Source organism: Saccharibacillus alkalitolerans (assembly GCF_011090185.1).
GTDB classification, from domain to species: Bacteria; Bacillota; Bacilli; order Paenibacillales; family Paenibacillaceae; genus Saccharibacillus; species Saccharibacillus alkalitolerans.
Map to the genome: position 1 here is coordinate 583,880 of NZ_JAAFGS010000004.1, position 16,133 is coordinate 600,012.

13 protein-coding genes are annotated in these 16,133 nt (G+C 57.4%); 2 read left to right on the top strand and 11 right to left on the bottom strand.

Annotated elements, in window-relative coordinates; translation table 11 throughout:
* Window positions 1-80 precede the first annotated feature (80 nt).
* Entirely contained in the window at window positions 81-557 is a 477-nt protein-coding gene (locus GYN08_RS14425) for an SRPBCC family protein (protein WP_166275358.1), read from the bottom strand.
* Window positions 558-850: 293 nt separating this feature from the next.
* The gene (locus GYN08_RS14430) at window positions 851-3,514 is read right to left on the bottom strand and encodes an S-layer homology domain-containing protein (protein WP_408015072.1); all 2,664 of its coding nucleotides are present in this window, start codon (window positions 3,512-3,514) and stop codon (window positions 851-853) included.
* A 269-nt stretch (window positions 3,515-3,783) separates the two neighbouring features.
* Between GYN08_RS14430 and GYN08_RS14435 the strand changes: the two genes are divergently transcribed.
* Together GYN08_RS14435 and GYN08_RS14440 are read left to right on the top strand one after the other, a co-directional pair.
* A complete protein-coding gene (locus tag GYN08_RS14435; protein ID WP_166275360.1) occupies window positions 3,784-6,132 on the top strand; it encodes an AraC family transcriptional regulator in 2,349 nt (782 codons plus the stop codon).
* Between the two features lie 88 nt (window positions 6,133-6,220).
* Window positions 6,221-7,852 (top strand): extracellular solute-binding protein, encoded by a 1,632-nt coding sequence (locus GYN08_RS14440; protein WP_166275362.1) that lies wholly within the window; start codon window positions 6,221-6,223, stop codon window positions 7,850-7,852.
* Here the strand turns inward: GYN08_RS14440 and GYN08_RS14445 are convergent.
* From GYN08_RS14445 to GYN08_RS14485, 9 genes are all read right to left on the bottom strand, one after another.
* Window positions 7,824-8,171, bottom strand: a complete 348-nt coding sequence (locus GYN08_RS14445; RefSeq protein ID WP_166275364.1) for a DUF4260 domain-containing protein — start codon at window positions 8,169-8,171, stop codon at window positions 7,824-7,826. The two genes, GYN08_RS14440 and GYN08_RS14445, sit on opposite strands and share 29 nt — an antisense overlap.
* Before the next feature lie 4 nt (window positions 8,172-8,175).
* A complete protein-coding gene (locus GYN08_RS14450; RefSeq protein WP_166275366.1) occupies window positions 8,176-8,796 on the bottom strand; it encodes a TetR/AcrR family transcriptional regulator in 621 nt (206 codons plus the stop codon).
* A 193-nt stretch (window positions 8,797-8,989) separates the two neighbouring features.
* Window positions 8,990-10,708: a family 10 glycosylhydrolase gene (locus GYN08_RS14455; RefSeq protein ID WP_166275368.1), complete on the bottom strand. Its 1,719-nt coding sequence runs from the start codon at window positions 10,706-10,708 to the stop codon at window positions 8,990-8,992.
* Between the two features lie 49 nt (window positions 10,709-10,757).
* On the bottom strand, window positions 10,758-11,177 hold the full coding sequence (locus GYN08_RS14460) for a DUF3237 family protein (protein WP_166275370.1): 420 nt from the start codon (window positions 11,175-11,177) through the stop codon (window positions 10,758-10,760).
* A 13-nt stretch (window positions 11,178-11,190) separates the two neighbouring features.
* A complete protein-coding gene (locus tag GYN08_RS14465) occupies window positions 11,191-12,123 on the bottom strand; it encodes an alpha/beta hydrolase (protein ID WP_166275372.1) in 933 nt (310 codons plus the stop codon).
* 148 nt (window positions 12,124-12,271) lie between these two features.
* Window positions 12,272-13,210 (bottom strand): DNA-3-methyladenine glycosylase family protein, encoded by a 939-nt coding sequence (locus GYN08_RS14470; RefSeq protein WP_166275374.1) that lies wholly within the window; start codon window positions 13,208-13,210, stop codon window positions 12,272-12,274.
* A gap of 148 nt (window positions 13,211-13,358) precedes the next feature.
* Window positions 13,359-14,876, bottom strand: coding sequence for a hypothetical protein (locus GYN08_RS14475; RefSeq protein ID WP_166275376.1), 1,518 nt, complete (start codon window positions 14,874-14,876; stop codon window positions 13,359-13,361).
* 92 nt (window positions 14,877-14,968) lie between these two features.
* Window positions 14,969-15,334 carry a VOC family protein gene (locus GYN08_RS14480; protein ID WP_166275378.1) on the bottom strand — a complete coding sequence of 122 codons (366 nt, stop codon included), beginning with the start codon at window positions 15,332-15,334 and terminating at the stop codon, window positions 14,969-14,971.
* A gap of 78 nt (window positions 15,335-15,412) precedes the next feature.
* Window positions 15,413-16,009: a type I phosphoribosyltransferase gene (locus GYN08_RS14485; protein ID WP_166275380.1), complete on the bottom strand. Its 597-nt coding sequence runs from the start codon at window positions 16,007-16,009 to the stop codon at window positions 15,413-15,415.
* Between the last annotated feature and the right edge of the window lie 124 nt (window positions 16,010-16,133).

Sequence of the window (16,133 nt, forward strand, 5' to 3'; positions counted from 1 at the left end):
CTGCGGCAGCTTCTTTTGTCGTATTCGATCCGCTTTCTTGTCCGGTCCGCCCGGACCCGGTCTGTTCGGACGCTGTCTGTTCAAACCCGGTTCTCCACAAGCGTGCGATACTCGCCGAACCATTCCTGCCAATTCTCTTTGCGCGAACGTATCGTTCGTCCGTCCAGCAGCGCCTCGATCAGATCGAGGCCGACGTGCCAGCCCGCGAGATCTTCAGGGGTACCCGGCCCGACTTCCCGAATCGTCTCCACCAGCAGCAGACGGCAGCCGTAAGGTTTGGGATACAGCTCGAAACGCACCCGTCCTTTTCCCCACGTATATTCCAGGACGGAACGCTCCTTGCATTCGAGAATCCGCATATGTTCGACGTTTCCGTCGCGCGTGTCGAACCGGATCGATCCTCCCCGGCGGAGATGCTCCACCCGCAGCTCGGGAAACCACTGCTTCAGCCGTTCGTTTTCGGTCAGGCAGGACCAAGCTTGTTCGACGGAATGCGTCAAGCGGCGTTCGAAACGGGCCGTATGCTCGCTTCCTTTTGGTTCGATCACGGCTAACATCGTTCTCCTCCTTTCGCTTGCTTCGGAACTGGAACCTGTTTACAATTCTATTTTACCCAAACTTAAGTCTTTCTCTCGGTCTGCGCCCCGTTTCCGTCCTGTGAATAAATCCAACTTCCGCGCGTTTCGATCTTATCCACATGTTGATATCTTCAAAAAAAGCTTTCCCGTTCGTTATCCACAGCTTTTTTCGTTTGCCTTCCTTCTCCCTAAAAGGAGAAAGCCCGTTCCCGGCAATCCCGGGAGCGGGCTTTTCTGCTGCGATCACTCAACTCAAGAAGCAGAGAGCCGGCTTACAGCTTCTCCAGCAGTTCCTTCACGGAACTGTCGCTCTCCAGCGCGCGAATGATCAGCGTAATCGCTTCGGCGCGGCTGGCCTGCTTGTTCGGGGCGAAGGAAGAAGCCGATGTGCCGTTCATCAATCCGGCCGAGGAAGCCAGACCGATTACGCCGGCCGCCCAGTATTCGCCGTCCACGTCGCCGTAGCTTGCGCCCTTGCCGTTCGACAGTTCGCCCAAGTTGATCACGCGGGCGATCATCGCGGCCATCTCGGCGCGGGACACCTTGGCGTTCGGCTTGAAGCTGCCGTCGCCGTAGCCGGCGATCACGCCGAGGTCGGCCAGAGCGGCGATATGGCCGGCAGCCCAGCTGCCGCGAACATCGCGGAAGGACGCCTGGTTCGAGGAAGCTTGAATGCCGAAGGCGCGGGCGATCATCGCCGCAAATTCAGCTCTCGTTACCGGCGCGTTCGGACGGAACGTGCCGCCGGCGTACCCGCTTACGATGCCGAGCTTCGCCGCTTTGGACACGGCATCTCCGCTCCAATGATTGTTCAGGTCGGAGAACTTCGGCGTACCGTTCTGCGCCGCGACGGCCTGCGTCAGCGTCTGCAGCAAAGCCGCGGAATCGACGACGCTCGAACGGAACGGGCTCGTCGGAAGCGGGGCTTGAGGCGCCGGCTGAGCCGAAGGCGTTCCCGGCTGCGGAGCGGTCGGAGGCGCTGCCGGCGTGCTCGGCGCTGCCGGCGGCGTCGTCGGAGCCGCAGGAGCCGGCGTCACTACGGGGCTTCCGCCGCCGCTCGAAGGCGGGTTCGACGTTCCCGGTCCAGGCGCGGCAGACGTATCGCTCAGCGTCAGGACGATGCGGCCGTCCCGGTAGCTCAAGCCGGCGCTGTAATTCGCCGGCAGCCCGGCCGTTTCCAATCGATCGAATCTGCCGGAAGCGGCGCCCGCGGCGTGGGTGATGACGGTGAAGTCGCCTGCCGAAGGCAGGTAGCCGCCCGCGAAATTCACTCTCAACGTTCCGCCCGCCTGCACGCCGCCTTTGACTTCAAGCGCATCGCCCGGCGCGGTGACATTCAGCTCCAGCGTTCCGCCTGCCGTCTGCGTAAAGCCGCCGCCGATCGTCAGTTTTCCGCCTCCGTAGACGTTATCGGTAACCGAACCGCCTCCGTACACGTTCGCGGTGACCGTGCCGCCGCCGTAGACGTTTTCCGTTACCGTACCGCCGTTGTTCACGACGCTGCCGCTGCCGAACGCCTTCGCCGATACCGCTTCCAGCGTCCCGCCGTTCACGACCGTGCCGCCCGAATACGTATTGGCGCCCGACAGCTTCAGCGTGCCGCTGCCTTCCTTCGTCAGGCTGCCCGCTCCGGAGATATCGTTGCGCCACAGGTCTTCGGCATGGAAGCCGCCCAGGGAAGCGTCCATGTTGACCGTAACGTTACCCTTGAACGCGCCGTAGCCGTTGGCCGCCTCGAACAGGTTCAGGCGTCCCCAGCCTTCCGGATCGTCGAGCAGCGGATAACCGGAAGGAAGTCCCGTCGTCGCCAGCACTTCGCGCCGCTGCTGGCCGTTCAGATACGGCAGGCGGGTCTCCAGCAGCACTTCGGCATCCTTCGGCACGACCATCGGCTTCGTCGTGTCGCCGATCGGCTGGAAGCCGTAAGTCAGTCGCTCGATATAGTCGGCTTTGTTTTGCTCGTAGTTGGCGAAGCGGTCTTCCCCGCTGCGCGGCTCCTTGAGCAGAATGCTATGGGCCTGGTCGTACGCCTGCTGCTTGAGCTCGGCGTTTGCCGGGTCGGCCAGGGTGGCCGCGGCCAGCGCCGTCGCCAGCACCCGTCCGCCCATGACATCGAGCGGCGAGTGCATGCCGGAAACGATTCGGGCATGCCCCATCTCCGACGCGCGGGTCAGCAGCTCCTGATAACGTTCGGGCACCGCATAAGCAAACGACAGGGAAGCCAAATACGAAGCGTTCGTGTGGCCGCTCGGGAAGCCGCCGTCTTCGGCCGGCTTGGTGCTGATGGCCGGAACGAGCGTCGGCACGACAATCCGGTTAGCATTGCTTCCCTCCTGCTGGTTCACCCAGCGATAAGGACGCATATATTGGAAAAAGAATTTCGAAGGGTTGGACGATGCGTATTCGCCTCGTACCGTTCCCAACAAATCGACCATTTTGCCCAGCGACGAACCGGAATCTCCGCCTTTGTTCGAAGCCAGCCCATCGTTGTATTTTACGGAGGTCGCATCTGCCGGAATATCGAGAATCGAAGTTTGCGTATTGCTCAATCTGCGGTAGGCTTCCGCCAGCGTTCCCAGACCTTCGGTCGCTCCGTACGTCTGGCCGCGGCGGTCGACGAGATAGGCCATTTCGGCATCCGCCTCCGTTCGGTTCTTTGCCAGGTCCACGACGTATTGAATGTTGTAATTCAGCACGTCCGGCTGCAGCTTTGTCCCGTTATCCCACGAATCTCCCGGCGTCCACAGTTTCAGGAATTCCGACAGCGTGCCGAGCGCGGCGTTGCTCTCGACAGTTTGTTTGTCGTTTTTGTTCGTTTTATAAGAATCCGCAAAATAGCCCCATGCCGGCGCCGCCGGAACTTCGATCGTATAAGAATCGGGCGCCGCGATCGCGGGGTGAATCATCATGGAATTGGACAAGATGGCGAAGCCCATCGCCACGGCCAGCATTTGTTTCATCGGTCTCTTTTTCACGTTGTGGTTGCTCCCCTTCGGTTTGGTATTCGCTTGTTCGTCGATTCGAATCGCTGAAAATGTAGCATCCGCCGCCGAAATTCGGCAATGCAACGATTTCGCCTTTGTAGCATTTTGGGAGGTTTTCGCCCGAAACCGACCCTGATTTCGCAATTTAACACCGGCTTAACAAAAGTCTCGAACAAGGCTGCAATCCCGCTTGTATAATCCCGGCGGGAGGGGAGTGTGCGATGAAGATCAACAAATGGAGTTCCGTCTTGACCCGTCTGGCCGTCTCTTACATATCCGTCGTGTTCGTCATCGTCCTCTCGCTTTGTTCGGTGTTCTATTTGTATTCCTCCGGCCGCCATATGGACGAGCTGCAAAGCCGCAGCCAGACGACGCTGGCGAATACCGCGCGGACGATCGACTCCGAGGTGCTGCAGCGGGTTCAGCGGGTCGCGCTCGGCCTCGCGCTCGACAAGACTTCGGATCTGCGGCAGTTCCAGGGAGGCTCGTGGAAAACGCAGCCGGGTCGGCTGCTGGAGCTTCAACAGTTGTTGAAATCCGAAGTGTCCGCCCAGCCGGATCTGATCGAAGCGATCCACCTGTACGATCCGCAGAGCGGCGCCATCCTGTCTTCGCTGCACGGATTGATCGACCGCGCCGACCGGGAACGCAGCATGCCTCTTCCGGTCGATTGGGTGCAGGAGATGTCGGGAAGCGGGAACGCCAGCCTGTGGACGCCGTCCCGCCCCGTCGCCGAAGATCCCTTTTCCGAGCTGCCGAACGGAAGCCGTCAGCAGCTGCTGACGTACGCGCACAGCTATCCGCTGCAGTCGTCCGGCGCGGACAGCGATCTGATCCTGGCGATCGACGTCAAAGAAGACGCGATTCGGGACATCGTGCGCAACATGATGCCTTTTCAATATGAGGAAACGTGGGCGCTGGGTTCGTCGGACGGCCTCGTGATCGCTTCCGAAGAAGCAGCGGGTGACGGAACCGGGCTTGCGGGCGGTTTTGCGAGTTTGTCGGAAGAAGACCTCTCTGAGGGAAGACGGAATCCGGCGGGAGGAAGAGCGGAACGGGATTCGTATACCGTTTTTTACGCGCCGCTGCCCACGACGGGGTGGACGCTCTACAGCGCGACCCCGCACAGCGTATTTCAGGAGCAGTCGCTGGCCGTGCAGAGGCTCGTGCTGACGATCTGCGCGCTGGCGCTGCTGCTCGGGCTGCTGCTGTCCGGCGTGATGACCAAGCTGATCTACAGTCCGCTTAAGCGGCTCGTGGTCAAAATCCGGCATCTGGCCGGCCAGCCGGCCGAATCGGACGCCAACGAATACGGCATGATCGACACGGCGATCAGCAGGTTGAGCGACAAGGTCAGCACCCTCGAAGAGACGCTTCGGGAGACCGATCCGATCGTGAAGCGCAATCTGATGCTGAAGCTGCTGAAAGGCGATTCCGCGGAAATGTCTCCCAAAGAACGGCTGCTGCTGTCGGACCTGTTCGGCGAATCCGGGAGCTTCCGCTGTCTGCTGCTGCATGCCGACGGGACGGCGGACTCTTTCGGTTCCGATGCGAAAAAGCGGACGCCGTCCGCGATCGCCGCGCTGCTGGAGCGGATGGAGACCGAAGACGGCCTGATCGTCGCCGAGGAGCTGCCGGAACGGAAGGTCGCCGCGATTCTGGTCCGACGCGGCAGCCGTGCCCGCGGCGACGATCGGATGCGGAATCTTGCGCAGGAAATTCGGGATCTCTGCGAAAGGGAGCTGCAGATCGTGCCGCGGCTTTCCTGGGGAGCGGAAGTCGGACGGCCGGAAGAGCTGCATCTCAGCCGCGGAGAAGCGGAGAGCTATTTGAAATACGCTTATTTTTTGCCGGATCGCCCTATTCTGCACGACCCCGGATTGCTCGAACGCGAGGACAGCCGGGAAGAGATTCCGCAGCCCACGCTGGCACGGTTCAAGGAGAAACTGCCGGGGCGGCAGTTCGACGAAATCGCCGCGGCGGTCGATCTGCTGATCGAAGAAATGCGGGAAGGGACGTATTCCGCGGACTACTGCCATTTCATCCTGTCCAATCTCGTCTTCGCTTATTCGGATCATCTGAAAAGCGTCCGATACAAGCCTGCCGGAGGCGGACATCCCGACCTTCGACGGCAGTATATCGGAATGGCGCATATCGGGGAATTCCGCGGCTGGCTGTTGGATTCGATCGCCGCCTTCCTGGCCGAGACCGAAAAGCGCAGCGGCGAACGGGCCACGGACACGCTGGAATCCGCCAAGCGGTATATCAGCGAAAACCTGTCCGGCGACTTATCGCTCGAAGCGGTATCGTCGCAGGTGTATCTCAGCGCCAAATATTTAAGCCGGCTGTTCAAGGAAGAGCTGGGCGTAACGTATACCGAATATGTCACGGGCCTGCGCATGGAGACGGCAAAAACGCTGCTCGAACGCGGCGGCATGACGATCGAGCAGGTCGCCGGCGAGGTCGGCTACGCCACGACGGCGTATTTCATCAAAAAGTTCAAGGAAGCGTACGGCTGCACGCCGGGGAATTATCTGCGAGAAAGCTTGAAGCAGGCAAAGTCTTCGTGAAGATCCCCGAATGCGGGGAAAGGGACCGAGCGGAGGCGCATCTGCGAATAAGGAGACGGCGCGGGCCTGACGAAAAAGGAGGATTCCGATGAAAATGACGAGACTGCGGCGGCTTGCCGCCTTCATGACGGCTGCGGCGGCGGCTTTCGGGCTTGCCGGCTGCGAGAACGGTCCGAAGTCTTCTTTTTCCGGGACCGGCCCTTCTTCCGCTCCCGAGTACCGCATTTCCTGGACGATGCATCAGAATCTCCCCGTTCCCGAAGATGCGGAAATGGTGCGTTATATCGAGGAAAAATACAATGTCGACCTGGACATCTGGAATCTCGAGAACAACCGTTACGAATCGCTGCTCGATCTGAAGCTGGCTCAGGAAGGCGCGCCCGATCTGCTGCGCGTCCGCCAGCCGCAGGATCTGCTGAAGTATCAGCAGCAGGGACTGCTCGCGGAGATTCCGGAAGAAACGCTGCGGCGCTGTGCCCCCAACCTGTACGCCGCCATCCGTCGCTATGCGCCGGACTATGCGGATTACGGACGGATCGACGGCAAAATCTACGGCATTCCGGTCGTCAATCCGACGAACGCTTACCGGATTCCGGTCGTGTACCGGCAGGACTGGCTCGATAAGCTGGGCTTGAAGACGCCGCAGACGCTGGACGAATTCGAGAAGGTGATCTATGCGTTCGCGAACGAAGACCCGGACGGGAACGGAATCAAGGATACGTACGGCTTGTCGCTCGAAGGGATGAACGTCGTGTTCGGCGCGTTCGGACAGATCGTATTCGCGGATCAGCTGTATTTTAGCGAAAAAGACGGACGGCTGGTCGTAGGGGCCCTGCAGCCGGAGATGAAGGAGGCGCTGCGCTATCTGCGCAAGTGGTACAAGGACGGCGTGATCGATCCGGAATTCATCACGGGCGAGAACAAGGGCGGATACAAGCATTTGTCGCACGCTTTTATCAACGGCCGGATCGGCATGACGTCCATGGGCAACTATTATCATTGGATCGACAATGGCGATTATACGGCCTGGACGGTCGATGAACGCGGGAACAGCCTGGAGACGCCCGCTTCCGCGACTTATAACGTTAAGGAATTGAAAGCGAAAAACCCGGAAGCGGAAGTATCGTTCGGACGGCCGTTCAGCGGTCCGGGCGGCAAACGCGGCTCCAAAGCGTACGACATGCTGATGAGCTTCACCGCGATCGGGGCGAACGTGGCGAAGGAACCGGGCAAACTGGAAAAGGTACTGCAGATTTTGGACGGCGTCAGCGCCAATCCGGACCCGATCGAACGGGCGACGCTGAAAAACGGCGTGATCGGCAAGCACTGGAAATGGGCCGGCCCCCAGCGGGAAGATATCGTCGCGCTGCCTCCGTATGATCGGGACCCCAATTACTTGAATTCGATCGGCGCCAATATCGGCATGATGGTTCCTTATCCGCCGACCGGACGCCGCGAGCAGTGGGCGGCCACGCTCGGTCTGGAGAAGGACGGCATTTACAATGCCCTCGAGGTGTCGACGCCTTCGCTTGTCCGCGACAGCGCGGGTCTGATCATGCTGAAAAATCGGGCTTATATCTCGTTCATTACGGGCGAGCGTCCGCTGGAGGAGTTCGATCAATTCGTGGCGGAATTTATGGAAGCGGGCGGGGAAGAAGTGCTGCGGGAAGCGAACGCGGCGCGGACTGCGGCTACAGACGCTGCAAATGCGTATCCTTGAAGCCGGATTCGTATTTGAGTCCGTAGCCCATCATCCGGTCCAACCCGATATGCGCCATCCAGATCAGGCCGATCAGGGTCGGCCACTGCGCCGAAAAGATCAGGCCCGCCAGCAGCAGAAGCAGCGGCACGGAATAGGTGTGGGCCGCGTTGTAAGCGTAGGCGCCCAGCTTATTGCCGAACGCATAGCCGATCATGGACAAATCCGGCGCGAACAGCAGCAGGAGAAAAGCGAGCCAACCGTAGCCGCTCATGAAATAAATCATGGCGGATGCAGCCAGAACGAGCAGGCCTTCCAAGCGAATCAGACTTTGGTTCATAAGGTCAGTCTCCTTTTCGGGTAGATCGGGATTGAATGCCGTCTAGAATCCAGCCGATCCCCTGCGAGACCTGCTCGTAGGAGATGGGCTGTTCGTTAAGCGGCGTCGGCGCCTGCAGCGTGAGCCCGTCGAACACGGCTTGGATCAGCGAAGCCAGGCTTTCTTTCTCGCGATCCTCCAGCGGCAGCTCCAATCGGTCGATAACCTGGACGATGCCGGCCTTCATTTCCTTGTAAATGCCCAGCAGCTCGGCGGCAAGCTTCTCGTTATTGACGCTCTCCGACCATAGGCTGATCAGCAGCATGAACCATTCGGGGTTGTTTTTGCGGAATTCAGCGACATGGCGCAGTCCCTGCTGCAGCATATCCTGCGGGGAAGCATGAAGATCCAGTTGGGCGAAAGCTTCTTTCATCCCCCGGTTGATCATCCATTCGCGGACGACTTCGACGAGCAGCGTTTCTTTGGTACCGAAATGATAGCCGATCAACCCTTGGGCGACGCCGGCTCTGGCCGCGATGTCTTTCATGGAGGCCTTTCCGTAACCTACTTGGCCGAATAAGGTGAAAGCCGCCTGCATGATGGCCTGTTTGCGTTCGTCCTGCTGTTTCGACGATTCGTTGGACATGATCTTCGCTCCTTTACACTGTTTGATCGAACAGTCAGTTCATGTCCTTATCGTATGACTGTTTGATCGAACAGTCAAGTGTTATTTTATTATGGCCCGCTCGGATTCTGCGCAAACGAAAGAGGCTCTCCTGCGGAGAGCCTCTTTCGTCTGCGCTGCGGCTGCGGCGGCTCCGCTCATCTAGACAAGCGGTCTACGGCGTAACCTTTACGTTCCCGAACACGGCTTTTCCCGCCGAATCCTCACCCGGGTTGCTGAGCGCAAGCCCGATATAGGCCCTGCCGTTCATCGGAACGCGAATGCTTCCGACCTGCGTCCAGCTTCTGCCGTCGGCGGAGACGAAGCCGAAGAACGTATTGCCTGCGCGGCTCAGCTTCAGCCAGCCCGGAGAGGAAGCTTCGGCGGTACGGTCGACGGTCTCGCCGCCCGTTTCCGCCCGGTATTGGAAAGCCGCCCCGTTCCCGGGCGTCAGCACCATATCGACGTGCCGGGCATCCGCGGCCAGCGATTCCCGGATCGACAGGCCGGCTTTGGCCCAATCGTCCGCACGGTCCAGCGACTTCACCTGAACGACGATCTCCGCATCCCCTTTGACAGGTTGATACACGAAGTTCAGCAGATCGGATTGTCCCCAGACATCCGTGGAACGGCCGCCGAGCGTAAACTGCTTCTTGGATGCATGATAAGAGGCCGTTCCCGGCATCGAGCCGATATTTCTGGCGCTCCATTTCGCCGGCAGCTTCGCGGCGTAATCCTGTTCGCCCGAAGCCGGCCAGCCGGTGCGTTTGTCGATATCGGCCAGTTCGTCTTCCGTCCACGCGCCGTAAGCGAAAAACGACAGCCGCTCGACGTCCGGGTAATTCTGGCGGATGCCTCCGTAGATCTCCCGATATTCGTCGTCCGTCCAGTCCTGATCCAGCGTCGGCACGATTCGTGCCGGGGTCCCTTCGAGCCGGTCCCGGACATCTTTCAAAATGCCGGAATCGTCGCCGTATACCCATTCGCTGTCGTAGCCCCAATCGTCGAAATAAGCCATCGGGGCGACGAAATCGACATGCTGCTTGAATTTGGCGGCATCCTGTCCGACCTCGGCAAACTGCGGCGGCAGCACGTACACGCCGAGCCGCGCGCCCGGGCGGGAAGAACGGGAAATGTCTTGACGCACGTCTCCCACATATCGCCCGATCTGTTCCGTCCGCCATTCGTTCCACTGCTTCCGCCGGGCCGACTCTTTATCAAAATCGATATCGAGCGGCGAATACCCGAACTGCGCCTTGAATTTGGCGATCGTGTAGTCGCTGACGTCCATGTTGTAATCGTCGAAGCGGATCCAGTCCAGCACTACCCCGTCGACCGCATAATTTTCGACCACTTCCCGGATGAGGGAACGCTCGTACTGCTGCACCTCATGGTGAAGGGGGTTCACGAAGTATTCGCTGCCGTTCGAGCCGGTAAAAGGCATGCGGACGCCGCCTTTCAGCGCCTGCATCTGCCAGTCTTCGTTTCTGAGAAACGCTTGCTGGTCATGGAACTGCGGAATCCAGGCGTTCACCTTGATGCCGACGGCATGAGCCTGCGCCACCACTTCCCGCAGCGCGTCGAAGTCCTCGTAACCTTCCGCGATCGGCGCGATCCGGCTCCGGTAGAAGACGCTTCCGGACGGCACCTCGTCGTCTTCGTCCTGCTTCACGTTCATGCTGATCACGTCGACGCCGTGCCGCTCCGCCAGCTCGACGAAGTTTCGCACGTCTTCCTTGTCCTTGAACTGATTGACCGTACGGACGATCACTTCCGTCTCGAACGGCGGGTAATCGCCTTCTTCGGCCGCGACCGGCGCGGAAGCGCCCAGCAGAGAAAAGGTTAACCAGAGACTCATGAGCGCCGCAAAGTTCTTTTTCCGGACAACTGTCATCGATCTCGCCTCCACGTGTTCATTGGGATCATGCGCAGGACGCCGCTCTTCAGCGCGCCCGGTAAATCCGAATCTCGACGCCCGACTCCGACGGCAGCCCTTCCCCGACGAGCAGAGCGCGATTCAGGAAAGACAGCGCCTTGCTGTTCGTAATGATGCGGGGCGTCGTGCGAAACAGCACGTCCGTGACAGCGGGGTCGATCTCTCCGTTGTTCTCGATGTAAAGGTCGCATTCCTGCCCGGCGTGATCGGTTCCGCGGAGCATGTAGCGGGCCGACAGGCTGTGCCGGCCGCCGCCGGCTCCTATAATCTGGGTGTCCACTCCGCCGCTCATCACGGTCCCTTCGAAATATTCGCCCGTCGCATGTCCCGTAAAAGAAATCATAACCACGGAATCGCCGAGATCGTTCTGCAGATTGACCGAGTCTTGAATAACCACGTGCACGGTCAGAACCTCTTCCCATTCCATGCTCTTCTCTCCCTTATTCGGTCTCGTGCTGAAACGGAAGCGGTTCTCCCATCGGGCGGTTCAGATGAGTCGACAGGAATTTCGCCGTGATGTCGAGCACCTGCGGACTCCATACGCCCGTCCCGTGATCCGCTCCGGCCACTTTGTAGAACAGTACGTTCTGTCCGTTCTCTCGCAGCGCTTTGTACATTTCGATGCTTTGATTCACGTGCACGATGCGGTCGTCGTCCCCGTGCACGATCAGGAACGGAGGCAGCTTCCCGTCCAAATCGCGGTGCAGAGGGCTGGCCTCCTTCGCCAATTCGGCGTGATCCCGGACTCTCCCTCCGATGAACAGGCCTTCCGGGGAATCGGGCGTGTCGCGGTCGATAATATCGTTGTATTTGCCAAGCGTAAATAGGTCGGTGATACCGTAGTAATCGACGACCGCCAGCACTTCGTCGGATTCCTCGCCATACAGGCCGTTATTGTATTCGCCCATGGTCAGACCGGTCATCAGGGACAAATGTCCGCCCGACGAATCTCCCCACACCGCCGCGCGCTTGGGATCGATGCCGTACTCTTCCGCGTGCCGCCGCATGAAGCGGAGCGCGCACTTCACGTCCTCGACCGCCGCGGGAAAACGCGCGATGCCGGTATCCCGGATCTCCACGCTGGCGATCACGTAGCCTTTGGCCGCAACCTGCGACAGGTTCGGAATGCCGGTGTAGACGTTCTGCTTCATCCAGGCCGAACCTTGAATGAAGATCACGAGCGGAAATTTGTATCCTTCCCGCTGCGGCTGAATGATTTGCAGTCTTCTGTCCACCCCTTCGTAGGTCGCGTACACGACGTCGGGGTGATACGTGCAGGAATAATAAGTGCCTCCTTCGGCAAAATCTCCGTACAAAATCTGCGTTCCTTCGGGCATTTCGTTGGCTGCCCGGCGTGCTGCCTGCTGGTCCATGAAATCCGCTCCTTGTTCGTCGAATAAAGTGAAGGCGAAAGCTGCACAGACTCGCTGTCTTTTTCGGGATGCCTCATTTCTGTCGTCCATGTAATCGCTTAAATCCATTTTACCGCGTCCTGCCGTCAAGCTCTATTCCTTTTGCCGTTCAATACAAAATCCGCCATAAATAAAACGTCGCGTAAGACTCCCACTTCGTCCATCCGGCGGACAGCTCCAGAATGCGCTCCCTGCTCGGTTTGGCACCTAGACCCAGCACGTGCCGGATCGAATGGTGCAGCCCCACGTCGTCGATCGGAAAAGCGTCCGGCATCCGCAGGCAGCGCATCAGCACGTAATGGGCCGTCCACGGTCCGATCCCGCGGATCTTCACCAGCATCTTCTCGGCCCGCCTCACATCGCCCGTCTCCAGCAGCGCTTCCCGGGTCAAGCCGCCGTTGACGACCAGCCGGGCGGTATCGACGAGGTATTCGCACTTTTTGACGGTGGTCATGCCGGCGGCGAATAATTCTTCGGGCGTCAGCGCGGCGATGGTCTCGGCGGCCGGGAACAGCCAGTATCGTTCCCCTCCTCGCTCGACGGATCGGCCGTAGGCCTCGACGAACCGCTTTTTCAACGTATAAGCAAAAGCCAGATTGATCTGCTGACCGAGTATGCCCCAGCAGATCGCTTCGTACAGATCGGGAATGCCCATATTGCGCAGCCCGTAAAAAGACTCGACCGCTCCTTTCAGCAGCGGATCGCGCCGCGCCATTTCGTAAAAAGGAGCCAGGTCGGTGCCGAGATCGAACCAGTCATGGACGTATCGCGCGACGCCGGCCCGCAGCTCGGGGCAGTCGGCGTCCGGTTCTTCGATAAACGAAATCCGCAGATGCGTATTGCCGTGCGGAGCAACCTCGACGACGGTATCTCGTAGGCCGACGGCGATCGCTTTATAGATTTTTCCTTCCCGCAGCGTGTACAGGGATTCGTCGGTCGCGGTGGCGAGATGGTCGTAATTTTGCTCGAAGCTGAACTCGGCAGGGAGAGGAAGCAGGATGTCGGAGCCGTCGTTTTGCCAGGCTTGAAATTCGGAAAAAGCATGCACGGGATAGGCGGCCTCCGTTCGAGTGTAATGGCATCGCGTCGGATCTCTTCTTCTATAAAATATAACCCGCCGCTTCTCGCGGAACACAAAAAGACCGGGAACTTCAACTCCCGGTCTTTAATCGGAACGCACGGCCGGCCTCGCAGGTTTAAGGTTCGTCGATGACGCGAATCTCGCTGTTATAGGTCGTATTCTGCGTGTAGGCAGGCTTCACTCCCAGTGCACGGTTCCATTCGCCCAACGCTACGAACCATCCGTCCTGAACTCGGAGTACCTTGTCGCCTGTCAGAGAAAGCGATGCCTGCTTTTCATTTCTTCGCAGGCGAAGCGTATTTCCTTCGAATTCGTAAGAGATGCCGAAGGTATCTGCAAGTTCTTTCAAAGGCACGTAATAGGTCAGATCCGAATAAAAAGCAGGCTGTCCCGAGTAGCCCACCGCTGCTTTTTTCGAGAAGATCCCTGCCGGATGAACCGGATAAATGAAGTTTTCGTACGAAAAGTTATCCCAAGCGCCGCTGTCCAACCAGTCCGTATAAGGTCTGTACTTGATAGGCAGCTTCAAATCGTCCGGGATATAATAAAATTCCAGCGGATAAGCGTCCGGAGCCGAAAAGAAATAATCCAGAATAAACAAATCGTCGGATATCCATCTGAAATGTTCAGGTCCCGTTTTATACTTCGGAATGTACGTCTGCACGAGTTTCAGCGTTTTCATATCGAAGATTTGATAAGACAAATTCATTTGTTTTTGTTTGCCGGTCGCAACCCCCAGCACCAGATATTTGCGATTCGGCGAAATATGCGTGGATACGGATATCGCTTTTCCCTGGAACAGATTCGTCTTCTTACCGCCCCGGAAAGCGGTAATCTGCCAAGGCGCCTGTCCTTCTTTGGAAAAGGCTCCCTGCACTTGAATCTTCGCGTCGTCCAGGTCAAGGGTGCGGGTTTCTCGATAGACCGGATCTTCCGCCTTCACGCTCCGACTGACCTTCACCTGGCTTCCCTTTTCTTCTCCGTAACGGACCAGGCTGCAGGCCGTCTGTTTTTGATCGGAGCAGTAAATCAGGTAATCCTTTTCCGCAGGCTGAGGAGACACGGTATAACGGGTGCTCGTTATATTCTCGGGCTTGATGAGGTAACCTGCCGAGTGGATTTTTCTGCCGCTTGCCAACGAGTAAAAAATCCCCTGCCCCGTATAGATATTTTCCCGGAACGAATAGATGCCCTGCTTGGCATAGATTTTGACGGAACCGTAACCGGTGTCCGAGTGCTCGCCGATTTTCTTGACGGACTGCGTACGATAATCGAACTCCAATATGCTGTAGAGCATTTTCCCGGAAGAGTTATACTGCCGAACGGCGGTATATGCCTTGAGTCCCGAAGGAGTATCGGCCGTCTGCGCGTTTCCGCTGAATTCGATGTTCCCCTTGCCGCTGTTCACCAGAGTCGGGGTGTTCGCGATCTTATAGGTATTCGTCTGCTTCATGCCGCTGTCCATACTGACTTCTACCGTTCGGACCTCGATCTGTTGATCCGCCGATTTGTACCTGAATTCCGTGGTCGTTCGCGTTCTAGGTGACGAGCTTTCGGAAGCATGGATCGCTGGTGCCGACAAAGCGGGCAGGATCAGGAGGCCGGCCAGCAGAGACAGGACGAGTTTCTTCAAGCGTTTCCCTTCTTTCTATCGGATAATTGTCGTATGTATATTCGAAAATAGACACATACGTTTATTATCGGCAGACGCCTTGCAGAAAGTGATCAGCGGTGCTGCGCCAGCTGCACTTCGAACCCGTCGGGGTCGAGAATGTAGAAAAAGCGCAGATGGGGATTGGGCTCGATCGGACCTCTCGCGACGGGGATGCCTTTGCTTTGCAGCTCCTCCATCGCCCTCTCCAGAGATTCCACTTCGAAGCCGACGGAGATGCCGTTGTTCGGCCGCACCGTAATTTCGCTCCCTTCGATCAGTTCGATCTTCGGCTGGTTTGCCGGGCCCAGCATGGCGATTCGTTTGCCCCGGCTCTCGAATCGGCGCTCGATCGGGAGGCCGAGGATTCCGTGGTAGAATGCCAGCGAAGCTTCGAGGTCGCGAATACGAAGGGTGATCCAGTTTAACATTAGGTTCATGAGGCATGCTCCTTCCTGTTCACCTTTTGAATGGTAACTATGCTAATAAAAAAGCATTTAGTTCTTTCATTCACTTAATTACTTTGCTTTTCCCCATGGAAAGTAAAAGTCATCATCGTCGCTTTCAAGCCAATAATAATCAGGTGCTTTTTGACTTTTTATTGCCACTTTGGTTGTGGCGATACATAAGGTTTTTATGTCTTCTTTATTAAAGCCTTTTTCAATAAGAACCTCTTTTAGTTTTTTGAGATAATCACCCGACATTGCGAAATCGTCCACAATAAGCAATCTTTTACTCGTAAATTGAAATAGATTTTCCGGAAGAAAAACATCCCATTTATGTGTGGGTATTTGAAAGTAGCCCTTCAATTCGATATCGCTTTTTTGCTGATCTTTCAAAAAGGTCATTCCTGTAAAAGTCGGAACCGGATAATCAAAATTTTGTAGTATAAGATTACTTATGGTTGCTCCTCGTAAGTCAGTTGCTAAAATCAGCTCCGGATCAAACGTCTTTTTTAATTGACGATGTAAATCAGTCGTGCAAGCTTGTACTTCAGCCCAATCAAGCCTAACTCTTTTTTTCTCTAGTTTTGTAGATTTAATTCCGTAATATATGGTTAGACCCACTCCAACAACTGAAAGCACTGCAAAGCACCAAGACCAAAAAGGACTCATAACTTTCCCCCATAAAATAAATTTCCCCTATTATTGTTAAAAGATATCCTCTGGTTAAGACATTCTCCTTATCACGCTTCCTCCATTCAACCTACCCTATACAAGAACCCTCCTTTCAATTTTA